This window comes from Streptomyces brasiliensis (genome assembly GCF_014647875.1).
GTDB lineage: Bacteria > Actinomycetota > Actinomycetes > Streptomycetales > Streptomycetaceae > Streptomyces > Streptomyces brasiliensis.
This window is the reverse complement of record NZ_BMQA01000047.1, coordinates 16515-35398: the sequence shown is the minus strand read 5'-3', so window position 1 is coordinate 35398 and position 18884 is coordinate 16515. Positions and strand designations below refer to the sequence as shown.

Genomic DNA, 18884 nt, shown 5'->3' with positions numbered 1-18884 from the left:
TGGGAGCGACCTGGGCCCCCTCCCCGGGGCGGCGGGAAGGGGGAGTTCACGAGGGGGTCGACCGTTGACGGAATGATCAACCGTTCGACCGGACGGATCAGCTGTTGACCGCGGGGATCACCTGCGCGCCGTACGCGTCGATGACCGCTTCCTGGGCGTCGTGCATGTCGTACACCGCGAACTGGTCGACGCCCAGCTCGCGCAGGGCGTTCAGCTTCTCGATGTGCCGTTCGACGGGCCCGATGACGCAGAACCGGTCCACGATCTCGTCGGGCACGAACTGGGTGTCCGGGTTGCCGCTGCGCCCGTGGTGGGAGTAGTCGTACCCCTCGCGGGCCTTGATGTAGTCGGTGAGTTCGTCGGGTACGGCGGCGGAGTGCTCGCCGTACTTGGCGACGAGGTCGGCGACGTGGTTGCCGACCATCCCGCCGAACCAACGACACTGATCGCGCGCGTGGGCGAGCGACTCGGGCGAGTCGTCCTCGGTGACGTACGCCGGGGCGGCGACACAGACCCTGACCTCGGACGGGTCGCGCCCGGCGGCGGCCGCCGCGTCCTTCACGGCCTTGACCATGTACTCGGTGAGGTACAGGTCCGACAGCTGGAGGATGAATCCGTCGGCCTCCTCGCCGGTCATCTTCAACGCCTTGGGGCCGTACGCGGCCATCCAGACGGGGAGTTCGGCTCCGGGACTGATCCATGGAAAACGGATCACCGTGCCGCCGAGGTCGGCCTCCTCGCCTCGCGCGAGCGCCCGGATCACCTTCATGGCCTCGCTGATCCGGGCCAGGGTGTTGGGCTTGCGGCCTGCGACACGCATCGCAGAGTCGCCGCGTCCGATACCGCAGACGGTGCGGTTGCCGAACATGTCGTTGAGGGTGGCGAAGGTGGAGGCGGTCACCTCCCAGGTGCGGGTGCCCGGGTTGGTGACCATGGGGCCGACCGTCAGCTTGCTGGTGTTCGCGAGAATCTGACTGTAGATCACGAACGGCTCCTGCCACAGTACGGCGGAGTCGAAGGTCCAGCCGTAGCGGAAGCCGTTGCGCTCGGCCCGCTTCATCAGGCTGATGACACGCGAGGCCGGCGGGTCGGTCTGCAGGACGAGTCCGAAGTCCATTGGCGCGACTCCTAGTTGAGGTACTGGCAGGTGGAGCGCGGGGTGTAGACGCCGTGCCCGGCGTGTCCGGTGTACTCCCGCTCGGTGATGACGAGTTCGCCGCGCGAGAGGACCGTCTCGACCCGGCCGGTGGTCCGCTTGCCCTCGTACGCCGAGTAGTCGACGTTCATGTGGTGCGTCTCGGCGGACATGACCTGCTCGGCGTGCGGGTCGTAGATGACGACGTCGGCGTCGGCGCCCGGCGCAATGGTGCCCTTCTTCGGGTACAGGCCGAACATCCGCGCCGGGGTGGCGCAGGCGATCTCGATCCAGCGGCGGCGGGAGATGTGCCCGTCGACGACGGCCTGGTGGAGCAGGTCCATCCGGTTCTCGACTCCGGGCATTCCGTTGGGGATCTTGGAGAAGTCGCCCCGGCCCAGCTCCTTCTGGCCCACGAAGCAGAAGGGGCAGTGATCGGTGGAGACGACCTGGAGGTCGTTGGTCCGCAGGCCCTTCCACAGCTGGGCCTGGTGCTCCTTGGGCCGCAGCGGCGTCGAGCACACGTACTTGGCGCCCTCGAAGTCGGGTTCGGCGAGGTTGTCAGTCGACAGGAACAGATACTGCGGACAGGTCTCGCCGAAGACGTTCAGCCCCTCGTCGCGCGCCCGGGTCAGTTCGGCGACGGCCTCGGTCGCCGAGACGTGGACGACGTACAGCGGGGCGCCCGCGACCTGCGCGAGCTTGATGGCGCGGTGGGTCGCCTCGGCCTCCAGGAGTGCCTTGCGGACCTCGCCGTGATACCGGGGATCGGTCTCTCCCCGCGCCAGCGCCTGCTCCACGAGTACGTCGATCGCGATGCCGTTCTCGGCGTGCATCATGATCAGGCCACCGTTCTCACCGGCCCGCTGCATGGCGCGCAGGATCTGGCCGTCGTCGCTGTAGAAGACGCCCGGGTAGGCCATGAACTGCTTGAAGGAGGTCACGCCCTCCTCCACCAGCAGGTCCATCTCCTTGAGCGTCTCCTGGTTCACGTCGGAGACGATCATGTGGAAGCCGTAGTCGATGGCGCAGTTGCCCTCGGCCTTGGCGTGCCACGCGTCCAGACCCTCGCGCAGGGTGTGGCCGACCGTCTGGATGGCGAAGTCGACGATCGTGGTCGTCCCGCCCCAGGCGGCGGCCCTCGTGCCGGTCTCGAAGGTGTCGGCGGCGTAGGTGCCGCCGAAGGGCATCTCCATGTGGGTGTGGGCGTCGACTCCCCCCGGGATCACGTACTTCCCGGTGGCGTCGATGACCCGCTCGGCGGTGAAGGCCTCGGCGGCGGGGGTGCCGGTCGCCGCGAGGGCGGCGATCCGGCCGTCCTCGATCAAGACGTCGGCGTGGATCTCATCGGCGGCGGTGATGACCAGACCGTTGCGAATCACGGTACTGGTGGTCATTTTGTTCCCCTTTCCTGCGCTTGCGCTCCGCTGGGTGCGTGGTCTGAGTGGCGGTTCGTTGTGGCTGTCGCGCCCGCGCGGCGGTAGCCGCAAATCGAGTCAGCCCCGCGCCCCTGACGGGGCGCGGGGGTTGGCCGGGGTTTTTACGGCGCCGTCAGCGGCCCATACGTTCCGGGCGTGCGGTCGCGGTAGAACTGCCAGCGGTCCCGCACTTCCCGCAGTTTCGCCATGTCCAGGTCGCGGACCACCAGTTCCGTTTCCTTGTCGCTCGCCACCTCGCCGACGAACTGGGCCTCCGGGTCGACGAAGTACGTCGTCCCGTAGAAGTCGTTGTCGCCCAACTCCTCGACGCCCACCCGGTTGATCGCGCCGACGAAGTACTCGTTGGCCACGGCCGCCGCCGGCTGTTCCAGCTGCCAGAGGTAGGCGGAGAGGCCGCGGGAGGTGGCCGACGGGTTGAAGACGATCTCGGCGCCCGCGAGGCCGAGGGCGCGCCAGCCCTCGGGGAAGTGGCGGTCGTAGCAGATGTAGACGCCGATCCTGCCCACCGCTGTGTCGAAGACGGGCCAGCCGCTGTTCCCGGGACGGAAGTAGAACTTCTCCCAGAAGCCCTGCACCTGCGGGATGTGGGTCTTGCGGTACTTGCCGAGGTAGGAGCCGTCCGCGTCGATCACGGCCGCGGTGTTGTAGAGGACGCCGGGCTGTTCCTCCTCGTACATCGGCAGGACGAGGACGATGCCCAGTTCTTTCGCGAGCGCCTGGAAGCGCTGGACGGTTGGGCCCTCGGGGATCTGCTCGGCGTACTCGTAGAACGCCTTGTCCTGGACCTGGCAGAAGTACGGCCCGTAGAACAGCTCCTGGAAGCACAGCACCTGGGCGCCCTGCGCGGCCGCGTCGCGGGCCGCCTGCTCGTGGACCTGGATCATGGACTCCTTGTCGCCGGTCCAGGCGGTCTGGAAGAGGGCGGCACGGATCACTCTGCTCATCGGGACCTCCGGTCGCTCGGTGTGCGAGGAGCCTAGAAAGCCCGGAAGCCCGCTTTGAGTTGCATCGTGTCACGTCTGCGGGCACGGGGCGTGCCACCGTGTCACGCTGTCGTCGGCCCATGTTTCACCGCCGTTTTCCCAGGTCGTCGCATGTTTCACCCCTGTTGCGCGTCATGCGCGAGGAGCGCGATGTGCACCGAGGCCGCCTGTTCGAAGTCGTCGAGGTCCACGCCGAGCCGCGCCTGTATCGCCTCGAGCCGGCGGTAGAGCGCGGGGCGTGAGACGTGGTGGAGCTGGGCGGTGCGGGACTTGTTTCGGCCGGTGGCGAGGTAGGTGCGCAGCACGGAGAGCAGGTCCTCGCCGGGCGCGCACAGCAGGCCGTCCAACTCCCGCTCGGCGAAGGCCTGTACGTGCGGATCGTCGCGCAACAGCCGGATCAGGCCGCGCAGATGGACGTCCTTGAGCCGGACGACTGCCGGGAGGTCGAGGGCGGCCGAGGAGTCGGCGACGGCGTCCGCGACGTGCTGGGCCTCGCGCAGGGCCGTGGGCACGTCGTCCCAGCCGGTGCGCGGGCCGGCCGCCGCGACGACGGTACGGGCCTGTCCTGACGCCGTCCGCAGCCGTGCCGCGAAGTGCGCGGCCAGCGCTTCGGCGTCCTGGTCGCGGGCGAGGCTGAGCAGCACGGCGGTGGCTCCGTCGGCGAGCTCGGCGACGAGTCCGGGCAGGCCCAGCATGCGCAGGACGCGGTCGAGTTGGGTGGGGTCGGCATCCCGTACGACGAGCGGTACGAAGGTGCGCCGGTTGACCGGAAGCCCGGCCGCCCGTGCCCGCGGCAGCAACTGCCGTGCCGGTACGACGCCGGAGACCAGGTCCGTCAGCAGGCTCTGTGCGGACTGCTCCTCCCAGGTGTGGGCTGAGCCGCCGCCGAGCATGCGGTGCAGGACGAGCGCCTCGGCGGCCCGGTCGGCGAGCAGCCGTCCGGCCGCGATGTCACCCCGGTGGCCGCACAGCACGATCTGCCCCCACCGCTCACCCCGCCCGCCGAGCTCGGCGCGGATCCAGCCGTCGCCCTCGTTGCCGCCGGCCTGCCGGGCGATGCGCTCCCAGTCGCGCAGCACGTCGTCGACGGCCGGCCGCTCCCCCGCCGTGGCCAGCACGCGGTGGGCGAGGTTGGTGACGACGACCGGGCATGCGCTGTGCGAGGCGACCTCGTCGAGGAGGCTCTGCAGCGGCGCGCCCGCGGTGATGAGGGCGGTGAGCGCGGTGCGTACCGACTCCGACAGGCTGACGGCGGCGAACTTCCGCCGCACGAGCCGGGACTGCACCTCCTCGGTCAACTCAGCGAAGGGGAAGGGACGGTGGAGGACGACCATGGGCAGCCCGCACCGCTCGGCGGCCCGCCGCATCACGTCCGGCGGCGCGGGAAAGGCCCGGCCGAGGCCCAGGACGACGGCCGCGGCCTCGGCGCGGTACAGGGACTGGATGTACTCGGCCTGCTTGCCCTCGTCGCCGGCGAGCAGCACCCCGGTGGTGAGCACCATCTCGCCGCCGCTGAGCATCACCCCGACGTCGGCCGCCTCGGCGACGTGCACCCAGCGCACCGGCCGGTCGAGGTGCCCGGCGCCGGCCACCACCTCGGGCTCCCCGGCCAGCACCCGTTCCAGACCGAGGACCTGACGGACCGACAGGGCGGATTCCAGGGTGTCCGGGGTTTCCAAGATGGTGGTCATGACGGCCCCTCGCGTGGGTGCTAGTGGACGCTCCTCAGGGCGTTCTCAAGGATCGCGGCGCCCTCCTCGGCCTCCGCGACGGTCAGCGACAGCGGCGGGGCGATGCGCAGCGCGCTGGTGTTGTGCCCGCCGCCCTTGCCGATGAGCAGCCCACCCTCCCGGGCCGCCTCGAGGACGGCGGACGCGGCCTGCGGATCGGCCTCGTCGGTCCCCGGTTTCACCAGCTCGACACCGATCATCAGCCCGCGCCCGCGCACCTCCCGTACGCCCGGGAGTTTCGCGGTGCCGGCGCGCAGCCGCTCGATGAGGAGTCCGCCGACGCGCCGGGCGTTGCCCTGGAGGTCGTGTTCCAGCAGGTAGTTCAGGTTGGCCAGGCCCGCCGCCATGGTGACCTGGGTGCCGCCGAACGTCGAAATGCTGTTGCTGTCCAGGCAGTTCATGATCTCCGCGCGGGCCACGACACCGCCGATGGACATGCCGTTGCCGATGCCCTTGGCGAAGGTGACGATGTCCGGCGGTCCGTTCTGCCCGTGCGCCTGCCAGCCCCAGAAGTTGTCGCCGGTGCGGCCCCAGCCGGTCTGCACCTCGTCGGCGATCCACAGGATGCCGTACTCCTGGAGCACCTCGCGGAAGGCGGCGTACAGGCCGTCGGGCGGGGAGGTGAAGCCGCCGACGCCCTGGATGGGCTCGGCGATCAGGGCCGCGGGCGGGCGGGTGTGGCCGAGCAGGTCCTTGAGGTCCGCGACGCAGGCCGCGATGAACTCGCCGTCGCTCAGCCCGGCGAACGGGCCGCGGGTGCGGACGCCGCCGTGGACGTACAGCGTCTGGAGCGGGGACAGCGACGTCGGGGACCAGCCGCGGTTGCCGGTGACGCCGACCGCGCTGAAGGAGCGGCCGTGGTAGCTGTTGCGCATCGCCAGGACCGTGTTGCTGCTCCGGTGGGTGGTGGCGAGCAGCAGGGCGGTGTCGTTGGCCTCGGTGCCGGAGGTGGTGAAGAAGACGCGGGCGTCCGGGATGCCGCTCACCTGGGCGACGCGCTCGGCGAGTTCGACCATCGGCCGGTTGAGATAGAGCGTGGACGAGTGGATGATCCGTCCGGCCTGCTCGGCGACCGCCTTGGTCACCTCGGGCAGCGCGTGCGCGGTCATCGTGGTCAGGATGCCGCCGAAGAAGTCCAGATACCGGTTGCCGCTGGAGTCCCAGACGTGGCGGCCCTCGCCGTGGGTGATCTCGAGGGGGTCCTCGTAGTAGAGGGCGAGCCAGTCGGGGAGGACACCGCGGTGGCGGGAGTACAGGTCGTTCACGGCTGCACCAGCCCTTCGTAGGCGTCGGGGCGGCGGTCGCGGTAGAAGGCCCACTGCTGCCGCACCTCGTCGATGAGGTCGAAATCCAGGTCACGGACGACGAGTTCCTCGCTCTTGTCGCTCGCGACCTCACCCACGAACTGCCCGCGCGGGTCGACGAAATAGCTCGTTCCGTAGAAGTCGTTGTCCCCGTACTCCTCCTGCCCCACCCGGTTGATGGCGGCGACGAAGTACTCGTTGGCGACGGCCGCCGCGGGCTGCTCCAGCTGCCACAGGTAGGCGGACAGACCGCGCGAGGTGGCCGACGGGTTGTACACCAGCTGGGCGCCGTTGAGCCCGAGTTGCCGCCAGCCCTCCGGGAAGTGCCGGTCGTAGCAGATGTAGACGCCGATCCTGCCGACGGCGGTGTCGAAGACGGGCCAGCCGGCGTTCCCGGGCTTGAAGTAGTACTTCTCCCAGAAGCCCTTGACCTGCGGGATGTGATGCTTGCGGTACTTGCCGAGGACGGCTCCGTCGGCGTCGATCACGACCGCAGTGTTGTAGTAGAAGCCGGACTGCTCGACCTCGAAGACCGGGACGACGAGCACCATGCCGGTCTCGCGGGCCAGGGCTCGCATCCGGCGCACGGTCGGCCCGTCGGGCACCGGCTCGGCCCAACGGTAGTGCTCCGGCTCCTGGACCTGGCAGAAGTAGGGCGCGTTGAACACTTCCTGGAACCCGATGACGCGAGCCCCTTGCCTCGCCGCCTCGCGGGCGTGCTCCTCGTGTTTCGCCACCATGGACTCGGTGTCGCCGGTCCAGGTGGCCTGGACCAGAGCGGCGCGTACGACGTTGGCCATGAGCTGCTCCTTCGACGGGACGTCAGAGCCTCTACGCCCGTAGACACAGGCCGTAGAGGGACGAACGTAAGCCTCGGGGACGGGCTTGCCAAGACCATCGTCGTCAACCCGCGGAGTCGATCATGTTTCACACTCCAGTGGGTGAGTCGCTGCTCCGGTCAGGCGGCGAATCCGGCCACCCTCAGCGTGCACCAGGTCCCAGTGCCGCTCCTGGGAGACGCTCTGCGCGGCCTCCAGCAGCAGCGGCACGAGGTGCTGCGGACCGGCGGCGACGCTGCGGGCCGCCTCCTCCGGGGTGCGGACCCGGACATACGCGTCCAGCAGCGCCCGCACCTCGCGCCGGCGCCCCTCGGCATCCAGCGCCGGCACGGCCCCGCCGATCTTCCCGGCGGGCGGGCGACGCCCGGCCGCAGGAGATGTGTCGATCGACGCGATGCACGCGGCGGGCCAGGTCGTCGGCCGGGCCCTGACGGCCGTACGGGAGGCTGCGTGCGTCGGCGTGGCCCTGCTGGAGCTGGACGAGGTGGCGCGCGAGGTGCTGCGCGAGGCGGGCGCGAAGTCCCCGTTCCTGGGCTACCGCCCTTCCTTCGCGCCCACCCCCGTCCCGGCGGTCGTCTGCGCCTCGGTGAACGACGCGATCGTGCACGGCATCCCCACCCGTTACCGCCTGCGCGACGGCGACCTGGTCTCCATCGACTGCGGCGCCGACCCGGACGGCTGGGTGGGCGACTCGGCGATCAGCTTCACCGTGGGCAGGCCGCGCCCGGCGGACGTGCGCCTGATCGAGACGGCCGAGCGCGCGCTGACAGCCGGCATCGAGGCGGCGGTGGTCGGCAACCGCATCGGCGACATCGCCCACGCCGTCGGCACGGTGTGCGGAACGGCGGGCTACGGGATCCCGGACGGCTTCGGCGGCCACGGAGTGGGCCGCCACATGCACGAGGACCCGGCGGTCCCCAACGAGGGCCGCCCCGGCCGAGGACTCCCCCTGCGCCACGGCATGGTCCTGGCCATAGAGCCGATGCTGATCGCAAGCGGCAGGGACGGCTACCACGCGGCCCCGGACGGCTGGACCCTCAGGACGAACGACGGCTCCCGAGCAGCCCACACGGAACACACAGTCGCGATCACGGAGATGGGTCCCCGAATCCTCACGGCCAGGCAGCCGACCTGAGGGGCGCGAGGCTGTGTCGATATGCGGCTCCGCCGCGGGGCGACCAGGCACAACGCACCCGCCGTCGCCGCCGCACCCCGCGCCTCCCTTGTATAGGAGCCCGGCGAAATGCCAGTCGCACATAACCGTGACAAGGTGTTATCAACCCGCACCAAAGGAACGGAACGCCATGACCAACGGCTACCCTCCCGACCCCTTCGGTGATTTCCTGGCCCGCTTCTTCGGCGGCGCCGGAGGCGAGCCGCCCCCCGGACCCCGGCACATCGACATCGGCCGCCTGCTGAGCCAACCGGCCAGGGAACTCGTGCGGGGCGCTGCCCAGTACGCCGCCGAGCACGGCAGCCGGGACCTGGACACCCAGCATCTGCTGCGCGCGGCCCTCTCCGCCGAGCCCACCCGGAGCCTGCTCAGCCGGGCCGGGGCGGACCCGGACTCCCTGGCGACGGAGATCGACGAGCGGTCCGGGCCGGTCCAGCACCCGGCGGGCGAGGCACCGCCGCCGACGTCGCTGTCCCTGACCCCCGCGGTCAAACGCGCCCTGCTGGACGCGCACGACATGGCCCGTTCCAGCGGCGCCGGGTACATCGGCCCGGAACACGTCCTCAGCGCGCTCGCGGCGAACCCCGACTCGGCGGCCGGGCACATCCTCAACGCGGCCCGTTTCGCGGCCCGTGGTCTGCCGCCGGAGGCCCCCGAGGCGGAGCGGACGCGTACCGGCACCGAGCGGCAGCGGCCGACGGCCACCCCGACCCTCGACAAGTACAGCCGCGATCTGACCGACATGGCCCAGCAGGGCCGCATCGACCCCGTGATCGGGCGGGACGAGGAGATCGAGCAGACCATCGAGGTGCTCTCCCGGCGCGGCAAGAACAACCCCGTGCTGATCGGCGACGCCGGCGTCGGCAAGACGGCGATCGTGGAGGGGCTGGCCCAGCGGATCGCGGACGGGGACGTGCCCGACGTGCTGATCGGGCGCCGGGTTGTGGCGCTGGACCTGACCGGCGTGGTGGCGGGCACCCGTTTCCGTGGCGACTTCGAGGAGCGGCTGAACAACATCGTCGGGGAGATCCGCGCGCACTCGGACCAGTTGATCATCTTCATCGACGAGCTGCACACGGTCGTCGGCGCCGGTGGCGGCGGCGAGGGTGGGGCGATGGACGCGGCCAACATCCTCAAGCCCGCCCTGGCCCGCGGCGAGCTGCACATCGTGGGCGCGACCACGCTGGAGGAGTTCCGCCGGATCGAGAAGGACGCGGCGCTGGCCCGCCGGTTCCAGCCGATCCTGGTCCCGGAGCCGACCGTCACCGACACGATCGAGATCCTGCGCGGGCTGCGCGACCGCTACGAGGCGCACCACCAGGTCCGCTACACCGACGAGGCGCTGGTCGCCGCCGTCGAGCTGTCCGACCGCTATCTCACCGACCGCCGCCTGCCCGACAAGGCGATCGACCTGATCGACCAGGCGGGAGCGCGAGTGCGTCTCGGCGCCCGCACGAAGGGCACGGACGTACGCGCCATGGAGCGCGAGGTCGAGCAGCTGATCCGGGACAAGGACCAGGCGGTCGCGGACGAGCAGTACGAGCAGGCCACGCAGCTGCGCGACCGGATCACCGAGCTGAAGGGCCGGATCGCGGAGAGCACCGGCGGTGAGGAGGCCGACGAGGGGCAGCATCTGGAGGTGACGGCCGAGGCCATCGCCGAAGTGGTGTCGCGGCTGACGCACATCCCGGTCAGCCGGCTGACCCAGGAGGAGAAGGAACGGCTGCTCGGCCTCGAGGAGCATCTGCACCAGCGCGTCGTCGGCCAGGACGAGGCGGTCGCCGCGGTGGCGGAGGCGGTGCTGCGCTCGCGTGCCGGGCTCGCCAGCCCGGACCGGCCGATCGGCAGCTTCCTGTTCCTCGGCCCGACCGGCGTCGGCAAGACGGAGCTGGCCCGTGCGCTCGCGGAGGCGCTGTTCGGCAGCGAGGACCGGATGGTGCGGCTGGACATGAGCGAGTACCAGGAGCGGCACACGGTGTCCCGGCTGGTGGGCGCCCCGCCGGGGTACGTCGGCCACGAGGAGGCCGGTCAGCTCACCGAGGTGGTGCGGCGGCACCCGTACTCGCTGCTGCTGCTCGACGAGGTGGAGAAGGCGCACCCGGACGTCTTCAACATCCTGCTCCAGGTCCTCGACGACGGGCGGCTCACGGACTCGCAGGGCCGCACGGTGGACTTCACCAACACGGTCATCGTGATGACGAGCAACCTGGGTTCTGAGGCGATCACCCGGCGCGGCGCGGGCATCGGCTTCGGGTCGGGTGGCGCGGAGGCCGACGAGGAGGCGCGGCGGGAGCGGATCCTGCGGCCGCTGCGCGAGCACTTCCGGCCGGAGTTCCTCAACCGCATCGACGAGGTCGTGGTCTTCCGGCAGCTCACGGCGGAGCAACTGCGCCGGATCACGAACCTGCTCCTCGACCGCACACGCAAGCTGCTGCAAGCCCAGGGCATCGCGGTCGACTTCACCGACGCCGCGGTCGACTGGCTCGCCGAGCGCGGCCACCAGCCCGAGTACGGTGCCCGCCCCCTGCGCCGCACCATCCAGCGCGAGGTCGACAACCAGCTCTCACGCCTGCTGCTGGACGGCCGCATCGCGGAGGGCAACGAGGTGACGGTGGGCGTCGAGGACGGCCACCTGGCGTTCCGCACCAAGACCGAAGCGCCGGCCGCCACGAACGGGCCGCCGCCCGCACCCGAAGGCGCGGCGCCCGAGTCACCGCCGCCACCATCGGACCCGTCGGCCTAGCCCGGCGGCGGGCCCGGCAACCTGGCCGCCGGGCCCGCCGCTGCTCCTACGGCGCCGGATCCACCACCAGCGCCGAGCCGCCACCGCGCCGTACCGTCTCCGCCGCCGCCAGCCACTTGCCGTTCGGCAGGCGCTGGACGCCCGTCGCCGCGCCGATCTCGGGGTTGAGGGTGAAGGAGTGGCCGATGGCTTCCAGCTGCGTCCTCAAGTCACCGTTGTAGAGGGCGGGTTCGAGTTCCGTCTTGGCCGCGTTGCGCTGGCTGGCGCGCGGCGCGGCGATGGCGTCGACGAGCGGCAGCCCGCGGTCGACGAACTCGGTCAGGGTCTGCAGCACGGTGGTGATGATGGTCGCGCCACCGGGCGAACCGAGCGCCACCACCGGCTTGTTGTGGCGGTCGAGCACGATCGTCGGGGAGATGGAGGAGCGCGGACGCTTGCCGGGGCCGGGCAGGTTCGGGTCGTGGACGGCCGGGTTGGCGGGGGCGAAGGAGAAGTCCGTCAGCTCGTTGTTGAGGAGGAAGCCCCGGCCGGGCACGGTCATCGCGCTGCCGCCGGTCTGCTCGATGGTCAGCGTGTAGGACACGACGTTGCCCCACTTGTCGGCGACCGTGAGGTGCGTGGTGTTCTCGCCCTCGTACGTCGTCGGCGCCGCCGTGCCCCCCACACCGCACGCCGCCGGATGCCGCGGGTCACCGGGTGCGAGCGGGCTGGTGAGGACGGCGTCGTCCTTGATCAGGCAGGCGCGCGAGTCGGCGTACCGCTGCGACAGCAGCTGCCTGGTCGGTACGTCCTCGAAGGCGGGGTCGCCGACCCAGCGTCCCCGGTCCGCGAACGCGATCCGGCTCGCCTCGACGAAGTGGTGCAGATACTGCGCCTCGGAGGCCTTCGACAGGTCGGTCTTCTCCAGGATGTTGAGCGCCTCGCCGACCGTGGTGCCGCCCGAGGAGGAGGGGGCGATCGAGTAGACCTTGAGGCCGCGGTACGACGTCTTCGTGGGCGCCTGGAGCTTGGCGCCGTAGGCGGCGAGATCCTTCGTGGACAGCTTGCCCGGGCGGGCGTTCCAGCCCGAACCCGGGTCCACCGGCGGTTGGTTGACGGTGTCGACGATGTCCTTGCCGAGGTCGCCTCGGTATATCTCGCCGACGCCTTTCCTGCCCAGCTCCTCGTAGGTGCGGGCGAGTTCGGGATTCTTGAAGGAGGAGCCGACGACCGGGAGCTGCCCGCCGGGCAGGAACAGCTTCGCGGTGTCCGGGAAGTAGCGGAACCGGGTCTCGTTGGACGCGGTCTGCGAGCGGAAGGTGTCGTCGACGGTGAAGCCGTCGCGGGCGATCCGCTCGGCGGGCTGCAGGACCGTGCCGAGCCTCTCGCTGCCCCACTCGTCCAGGGCCGTCTGCCAGGTGGCGGGCGTGCCCGGTGTGCCCACGCTGAGGCCGCTGCTGACGGCGTCGGCGAAGGCGAGCGGCTTGCCGTCCTCGAGGAAGAGACCGGAGCCGGCGGTGAGCGGCGCGGTCTCTCGGCCGTCGATGGTGTGCACCGTACGGGACCTGGCGTCGTAGTAGACGAAGTAGCCGCCCCCGCCGATGCCGGCGGAGTAGGGCTCGGTGACGCCGAGGGCGGCGGCCGTGGCCACGGCGGCGTCGACGGCGTTGCCGCCCTTCCTGAGAACCTCGATGCCGGCAGCGGAGGCGTCCGGGTCGACGCTGGCCACGGCGCCGCCGTAGCCGACGGCCACGGGGGCCTTGGGCACCGCCTCGCTCGTCGCCGCGGGTGGGGCCGCCGCCCCCACCGACACGACGGCGGCAGAGACCGCGAGGACCGACAGTTTCCGCACGACAGGGCGACGCATCCGCACCTCCAGTGAGGGACCGTCCCGGCAGCTTAATCCATCGGCATGTCCCCGTCAGGACCATCTCGAACACGAGTTTGCCTTCACCCGCTAGCATGCGCGCCCATGAGTGACGACGTGCGCAACATCGTTCTGGGCGTGCTGGCGGCCGGCATCAGTGCCGGCCTGGGCTGGCTCGCCCGTACCTATCTCTGGAAGCGGAAGCTCCGCCGCAGGCAGGCGTTCTTCGGATTGCCGCAGAACTCGGAGTCGCTGCTCGTCGTCAACCGCGACCCGGCCACGTCCGAGCCGGCGGTCCACCGGTTCGACGTGTTCGCGCTCCTGGAACTGGCCGCGCTGATCAAGGACTGCGGGGCGAACCTGCAGATGGTGACACAGGACAACGTTCAGCAAAGCTTCGGCGAACGCACCGAGTTCTGTGTCGGCGGCCCCGGTTCGAACCGGCGGATGCTGGCCCACATGTCGGCGATGCTGCCCGGTGTGCGCGTCAACATCGAGGCCGAACCGGGTCCGGACCGCGGCGCGTTCCAGATCGGCAGCGAGCGCTACCGACTGGAGCCCGGCGTCACGGAGCACGTCCTGCTCGCCCGGCTCACCGCGGGACAGCGGGGCGAGACGCGCCCGGTCTTCCTGTTCTGCGGGCAGCGCGCGATCACCAACCAGGCCGCGACCCGCTATCTCGCCCGCAACCACGAGCGGCTGGCCCGCAAGCACGGCAACAACTCGTTCGTGCTGCTGCTGAAGGTGGTCAACTCCAAGGCGTACGGCCCGGACGTCGTCGAGGTGGTCGCGGACGTGACGCGGGCCGCTCAGGCGCCCCTGCCGAAGACGGAGGCTCCACGCATCTCTCACCGCGCCTCCTAGTTTCGCGTACATGTCAACAATCTTTACCGGCACGTAACTTACCGACGGGTTACTTCGGGTAAGAGGTCACGGTTACCGTCGGGTCACTTTGCACGGACACGAGTCAGGAGTGACCCCATGGGGACCGTTCGCACCACCTTGCGCACATCGGCCGTAGGTATCGTGTCGGCGGCCCTGATCGCCGGTACGGTCGTCGGCCTGGCTCCCGCCGCCGAGGCCGCCACACCGTCCGTCCGCTTCGTCGACATCACCGGCGACGGCGGCACGGTGCTCAGGGCGAACGTCGTCACCCCCGCGGGCGCCGACGGTTCGCACACCCACCCGCTCATCGTGCTGCCCACGAGCTGGGGCCTGCCGCAGGCCGAGTACCTCGCCCAGGCCCAGCAGCTCGCCGACGCCGGCTACATCGTGCTCACGTACAACGTGCGCGGCTTCTACCAGTCGGAGGGCCGGATAGAAGTGGCGGGCCCGCCCGACGTGGCCGACGCCTCCAAGGTCGTCGACTGGGCGCTCGCGCACACCCCGGCCGACCCGGACCACATCGGCATGGCGGGCGTCTCGTACGGCGCCGGGATCAGCCTGCTCGCCGCCGCGCACGACAAGCGGATCAAGGCGGTCGCCTCCCTCAGCGGCTGGGCCGACCTGATCGACTCCATCTACTCCGGCCGCACCCAGCACGTCCAGGCGGCTGCCCTGCTGGACGTCGCGGGCACCGTCACCGGCCGGGAGAGCGACGAACTCCGGCGGATCTTCGACGAGTTCTACGCCTCCGACCTGTCGAAGGAACAGGAGATGATCGCCTGGGGAAAGAAACGTTCCGCTGCGACCTACCTCGACCAGCTGAACAAGAACGGCGCCGCCGTCCTGCTCGCCAACGCCTGGGGCGACACGATCTTCCCGGCGAACCAGTACGCCGACTTCTACCAGAAGCTGACCGTGCCCAAGCGGCTAGAACTGCGCCCGGGCGACCACGCGACGGCCGAGGCGACCGGCCTGTTCGGGCTGCCCAACGACGTGTGGACGGACACCCGGCGCTGGTTCGACCACTGCCTCCGGGGCGTCGACAACGGCATCGACCGGGAGCGGCCGGTCCAGATCGAGTCCCGCACGGGAGGTGGCTACGAGGGCTATCCGGACTGGAAGTCGATCGCGGCCACCCGGAAGAAGATCGCCCTGGCCGACCGGGCCACCATCCAAGCGAACGTCGACTCGGGCGCGGACGGCGGCATCGTCTTCCTCTCCAGCATCCTGGACCAGATCGCCCAGCTCCCGCCGGTCGCCTCGATCCCGCTGCTCCCCCGGCGCCGGGCCGCGGTCTGGCAGTCGGAGCGGTACGGCAGCGCCCAGCAGGTGCGCGGCACCGCGACGCTGCACACGACGCTCACCCCGACCAACGAGAGCGGCACCCTCGTCGCGTACCTCTACGACGTGGGCCCGCTCGGCCTCGGCAAGCTGGTCAGCAACGCTCCGTACACCTGGCACGGCCGGACGCCCGGCCGGCCGTTCGCCGTGGACCTGGACCTGTTCTCCACGGCCTACGACGTCCCGGCCGGGCACCGGCTCGCGCTGGTGGTCGACACGGTCGACCCCTTGTACATCGAGCACAACCCGTCCGGCGCGCAGCTGACCTTCTCCTCGCCGGCGGACGACCCGTCGTACGTGTCCGTTCCGCTGCGCGAGCAGTGATCTCCGGCTGCCGCCGGCCGGGCCTGGCCCCGTGAGCCGCTGCCCCGCCTCCTAGGGCTTGGGGACGGTGGGGGTACCTCCGCCCGGCAGCAGCGTCCCTGGATCGGCCGCGGCGACGTCCACGGCCTCGGTCTTGGGACTGCGCCGCTCCCACCGGGACACCCATCCTGCGAACCAGGAGAGCAGCATGCACATCCCGATGCAGATCGGTGAGATCACCATCACCACTGAGATGAAGGGCAAATCGTAGTCGAGATTCGAGGCGATGAGTTTGCCGGCGTGGAGGAACTCCTCGTAGGTGATGAGGTAGCCGAGCGAGGTGTCCTTCAGCGCGACCACCGACTGGCTGACGATGGCGGGCAGCATGGCCCGGACCGCCTGGGGCACCAGGACGTGCGCCATGACCTGGGTCTTGTGCATGCCGAGCGCGAACGCGGCCTCCTTCCGGCCGCGTTCGACGGCGTTCACACCGGAGCGGAACACCTCGGCGAGCACCGAGCCGCGGAGGTCGGCTCGTCGAACAGCAGGGCCTTGGGTTCCATGGCGAGGGCGCGGGCGATGGCCACCCGCTGCTGCCGACCGCCGGAGAGCTGGGCCGGATACCTGTCGGCCTGGCTCGACAGGCCCACGCGGTCGAGGAGTTGGCGGGAGCGCCGGTCGGCCTCGTCCTTCTTGCGCCTCCGGACCTCGACCCGGGCCAGCGAGATGTTCTGCAGGACCGTCTTGTGGGCGAAGAGGTTGAACGACTGGAGGACCATGCGGACCTCGGTGCGGAGTTTCGCGAGCGCCCTGCCCTCCTGGGACAGCGGCCGGCCGTCGAGTTCGATCGTCCCCGACTGGATGGTCTCGAGCCGGTTGATCGTCCTGCACAGCGTCGACTTCCCCGACTCCGACGGGCCGATGACCACGACCACCTCCCCCTTGCCGACGGTGAGGTTGACGTCCCGCAGGACATGCAGCTCGCCGAAGTACTTGTTGACGTCCCCCAGCTCGACCAGAGGATCGACGGCCATACGCAGCCCTACCCGGTCTCAGCTGTGTCGTGGTTGCCGCAAACTATCCAGACAAGCGTGGAGTTGATGCACGACGCAAACTTTTCGGGTATCAGCCGTATTCACCTTGCGTCTCCGTCGCGTCTCAGAACTCGGCGACCTCCGCGTACAGCTGGGAGAGCTCGGGAACGCCGCTCACGGCCCACTCCTGGCCGGACGAGACGACGTCGAACTCACGCCCGGACTCCAGGCGTACGACGGGACGCTCACCGGGCCAGATGTGCCAGCACGCGCCGGGCACCGTCCGCACGATCACCGTGCCCAGATAGAGTCCCGCGTCGCTGCCCAGCCAGGGCAGGACCTCCTCGTCGTCGCGCCAGCGCGGCAGCAGCTGGTCGATCGCCTCCAACGAGGCCACCGAGTCGTCGAGGAGGACGCCCTCCCGGGACGCCTGGGAGCGCAGCAGCTCGCACTCGGACAGCAGCTCGGCGACGCCGTCCGGGTCGGTCGTGAACGCCGCTTCATCGCTCTTCTTGTGCCGGTTGCCCAGGAAGGGGATGTTCATACGCCCAGCGTGTCATTCACACCGCCATACGCACCACAGCCCGCACAGGGGTGTCGCGGGCCGTACTTGCGGCGTTCGCCTACTGGACCTCCAGGTCGACCACCACCGGCGCGTGGTCCGAGGCGCCCTTGCCCTTGCGCTCCTCACGGTCGACGTACGCGTCCTTGACCGCCTTGGCGAACGGCGCGTTGCCGTACACCAGGTCGATGCGCATGCCGCGGTTCTTGGGGAAGCCGAGCTGGCGGTAGTCCCAGTACGTGAACGGGTGGTCGTACTTGAGGGGCCGCGGCACGACGTCCGACAGGCCCGTCTCGCGCAGGGCGGTCAGGGCGGCCCGCTCGGCGGGGGTGACGTGGGTCAGGCCCTCGAAGGCGGCCCGGTCGTAGACGTCGTCGTCCGTCGGTGCCACGTTGTAGTCGCCGAGGACCGCGAAGGGGCGGCTGCCTCCCGCGTCACCGGCGACGGCCGCCTTGAGCGCCTCGAACCACTGGAGCTTGTACGCGTAGTGGGGGTGGTCCACCTCGCGGCCGTTCGGCACGTACACCGACCAGACGCGGACCGGGCCGCAGGTCGCCGAGATCGCTCTGGGCTCCTGGACGCCCTCGTAGCCGGGGTCGCCGGGCAGGCCCTTGACCACGTCCTCCAGGCCGACGCGGGAGAGCACCGCCACCCCGTTCCACCGGCCGGTCGCGTGCACCGCCGCCTCGTACCCCAGCTCGCGCAGTTCGGCGAACGGGAACTGGTCCTCGGCGATCTTGGCCTCCTGGAGGCACAGCACGTCCGTGCGGCTGCTCTCCAGCCAGGCAAGCAGCCTCGGCAGGCGGGCGGTGATCGAGTTCACGTTCCAGGTCGCGATGCGCATGCCTCACAACCTACCCGGCCGCACTGACAACGCCGTCCCGCGTCAGACGTCGGCCGATGTGCCCGGCGCGAGCCGCAGGTGTTCCGCGCCGCCGAGCGCGCCGATCTGGCGGTCGTAGATGGGGCGGGCGAGGTCGGTGAGCAGGGCGTCGTGCACGTCGTAGGCGCGCTGCGGCTTGACCTCACGTACGTACTCGATGACCTCGGCGATCTTGTTCCAGGGGGCCATCACCGGGAGCATCAGCGTCTCGACCGCCCGGTCAGGGACGGTCAGGGCGTCGCCGGGGTGGAAGACGCGGCCGCCGTCGATCAGGTAGCCGACGTTGGTGACCCGGGGGATGTCCGGGTGGATCACGGCGTGCAGTTCGCCGTGGACCTGCACGTCGAAACCCGCGGCGGTGAAGGTGTCGCCGTGGCCGACGGTGTGCACGCGGCCCGGGAAGGCCGCCGCGATCTTGTCGGCGACCGACTTCAGGGTCCAGATCTCGGCCGCCCGGTCGGCCTCCATCGCGGCCCGCAGCCGGCCTTCGTCGAAGTGGTCCGGGTGCTCGTGCGTGACCAGGATCGCGTCGGCGCCGACCGCGGCGTCCTGCTCGCTGAAGCCGCCGGGGTCGAGAACAAGGGTCCGCCCGTCCTTCTCGAGACGGACGCAGGCGTGGGACATCTTCGTGAGCTTCATGGTCACCATCCTGCCCCCGCCGGCCGGGCGTCGGCACGGCGCAG

Annotated in this window: 15 protein-coding genes and 2 pseudogenes; 4 read left to right on the top strand and 13 right to left on the bottom strand. The window is 70.5% G+C overall.

What is annotated here, in order from left to right:
- Window positions 1-97: 97 nt before the first annotated feature.
- The 7 genes from IEZ19_RS38150 to IEZ19_RS38120 form a co-directional block, all read right to left on the bottom strand.
- The gene (locus IEZ19_RS38150) at window positions 98-1117 is read right to left on the bottom strand and encodes a TIGR03842 family LLM class F420-dependent oxidoreductase (RefSeq protein WP_189315974.1); all 1020 of its coding nucleotides are present in this window, start codon (window positions 1115-1117) and stop codon (window positions 98-100) included.
- Between the two features lie 11 nt (window positions 1118-1128).
- Window positions 1129-2532, bottom strand: a complete 1404-nt coding sequence (gene hydA, locus IEZ19_RS38145; RefSeq protein ID WP_189315973.1) for a dihydropyrimidinase — start codon at window positions 2530-2532, stop codon at window positions 1129-1131.
- A 143-nt stretch (window positions 2533-2675) separates the two neighbouring features.
- The gene (locus tag IEZ19_RS38140) at window positions 2676-3518 is read right to left on the bottom strand and encodes a nitrilase-related carbon-nitrogen hydrolase (RefSeq protein ID WP_189315972.1); all 843 of its coding nucleotides are present in this window, start codon (window positions 3516-3518) and stop codon (window positions 2676-2678) included.
- 155 nt (window positions 3519-3673) lie between these two features.
- Entirely contained in the window at window positions 3674-5248 is a 1575-nt protein-coding gene (locus IEZ19_RS38135) for a PucR family transcriptional regulator (protein ID WP_189315971.1), read from the bottom strand.
- Window positions 5249-5268: 20 nt separating this feature from the next.
- On the bottom strand, window positions 5269-6552 hold the full coding sequence (locus IEZ19_RS38130) for an aspartate aminotransferase family protein (RefSeq protein WP_189315970.1): 1284 nt from the start codon (window positions 6550-6552) through the stop codon (window positions 5269-5271).
- Entirely contained in the window at window positions 6549-7391 is an 843-nt protein-coding gene (locus IEZ19_RS38125; RefSeq protein WP_189315969.1) for a nitrilase-related carbon-nitrogen hydrolase, read from the bottom strand. The genes IEZ19_RS38130 and IEZ19_RS38125 overlap by 4 nt, the downstream gene beginning before the upstream one ends.
- Window positions 7392-7511: 120 nt before the next feature.
- The gene (locus IEZ19_RS38120) at window positions 7512-7760 is read right to left on the bottom strand and encodes a hypothetical protein (RefSeq protein WP_308429056.1); all 249 of its coding nucleotides are present in this window, start codon (window positions 7758-7760) and stop codon (window positions 7512-7514) included.
- 64 nt (window positions 7761-7824) lie between these two features.
- Between IEZ19_RS38120 and map the strand changes: the two genes are divergently transcribed.
- A complete protein-coding gene (map, locus tag IEZ19_RS38115; RefSeq protein ID WP_189315990.1) occupies window positions 7825-8565 on the top strand; it encodes a type I methionyl aminopeptidase in 741 nt (246 codons plus the stop codon).
- 169 nt (window positions 8566-8734) lie between these two features.
- Window positions 8735-11347 carry an ATP-dependent Clp protease ATP-binding subunit gene (locus IEZ19_RS38110; protein ID WP_189315968.1) on the top strand — a complete coding sequence of 871 codons (2613 nt, stop codon included), beginning with the start codon at window positions 8735-8737 and terminating at the stop codon, window positions 11345-11347.
- A gap of 46 nt (window positions 11348-11393) precedes the next feature.
- Here IEZ19_RS38110 and ggt read toward each other — a convergent pair whose 3' ends face one another.
- On the bottom strand, window positions 11394-13193 hold the full coding sequence (gene ggt / locus IEZ19_RS38105; protein WP_189315967.1) for a gamma-glutamyltransferase: 1800 nt from the start codon (window positions 13191-13193) through the stop codon (window positions 11394-11396).
- Window positions 13194-13298: 105 nt separating this feature from the next.
- Between ggt and IEZ19_RS38100 the strand changes: the two genes are divergently transcribed.
- Together IEZ19_RS38100 and IEZ19_RS38095 are read left to right on the top strand one after the other, a co-directional pair.
- Window positions 13299-14057, top strand: coding sequence for a hypothetical protein (locus IEZ19_RS38100; RefSeq protein ID WP_189315966.1), 759 nt, complete (start codon window positions 13299-13301; stop codon window positions 14055-14057).
- Window positions 14058-14174: 117 nt separating this feature from the next.
- On the top strand, window positions 14175-15743 hold the full coding sequence (locus IEZ19_RS38095) for a CocE/NonD family hydrolase (protein WP_189315965.1): 1569 nt from the start codon (window positions 14175-14177) through the stop codon (window positions 15741-15743).
- A gap of 51 nt (window positions 15744-15794) precedes the next feature.
- On the opposite strand, the pseudogene IEZ19_RS38090 reads toward IEZ19_RS38095, so the two are convergent.
- The 5 genes and pseudogenes from IEZ19_RS38090 to IEZ19_RS38070 form a co-directional block, all read right to left on the bottom strand.
- Window positions 15795-16244: pseudogene (locus IEZ19_RS38090) on the bottom strand (ABC transporter permease subunit); the annotation flags it as partial.
- Window positions 16244-16756: pseudogene (locus IEZ19_RS38085) on the bottom strand (amino acid ABC transporter ATP-binding protein); the annotation flags it as partial. The pseudogenes IEZ19_RS38090 and IEZ19_RS38085, both read right to left, overlap by 1 nt.
- Window positions 16757-16880: 124 nt before the next feature.
- Window positions 16881-17300: a DUF6278 family protein gene (locus IEZ19_RS38080; RefSeq protein ID WP_189315964.1), complete on the bottom strand. Its 420-nt coding sequence runs from the start codon at window positions 17298-17300 to the stop codon at window positions 16881-16883.
- A gap of 79 nt (window positions 17301-17379) precedes the next feature.
- On the bottom strand, window positions 17380-18162 hold the full coding sequence (locus tag IEZ19_RS38075; RefSeq protein WP_189315963.1) for an exodeoxyribonuclease III: 783 nt from the start codon (window positions 18160-18162) through the stop codon (window positions 17380-17382).
- A gap of 42 nt (window positions 18163-18204) precedes the next feature.
- Window positions 18205-18840 carry an MBL fold metallo-hydrolase gene (locus IEZ19_RS38070; RefSeq protein WP_189315962.1) on the bottom strand — a complete coding sequence of 212 codons (636 nt, stop codon included), beginning with the start codon at window positions 18838-18840 and terminating at the stop codon, window positions 18205-18207.
- Between the last annotated feature and the right edge of the window lie 44 nt (window positions 18841-18884).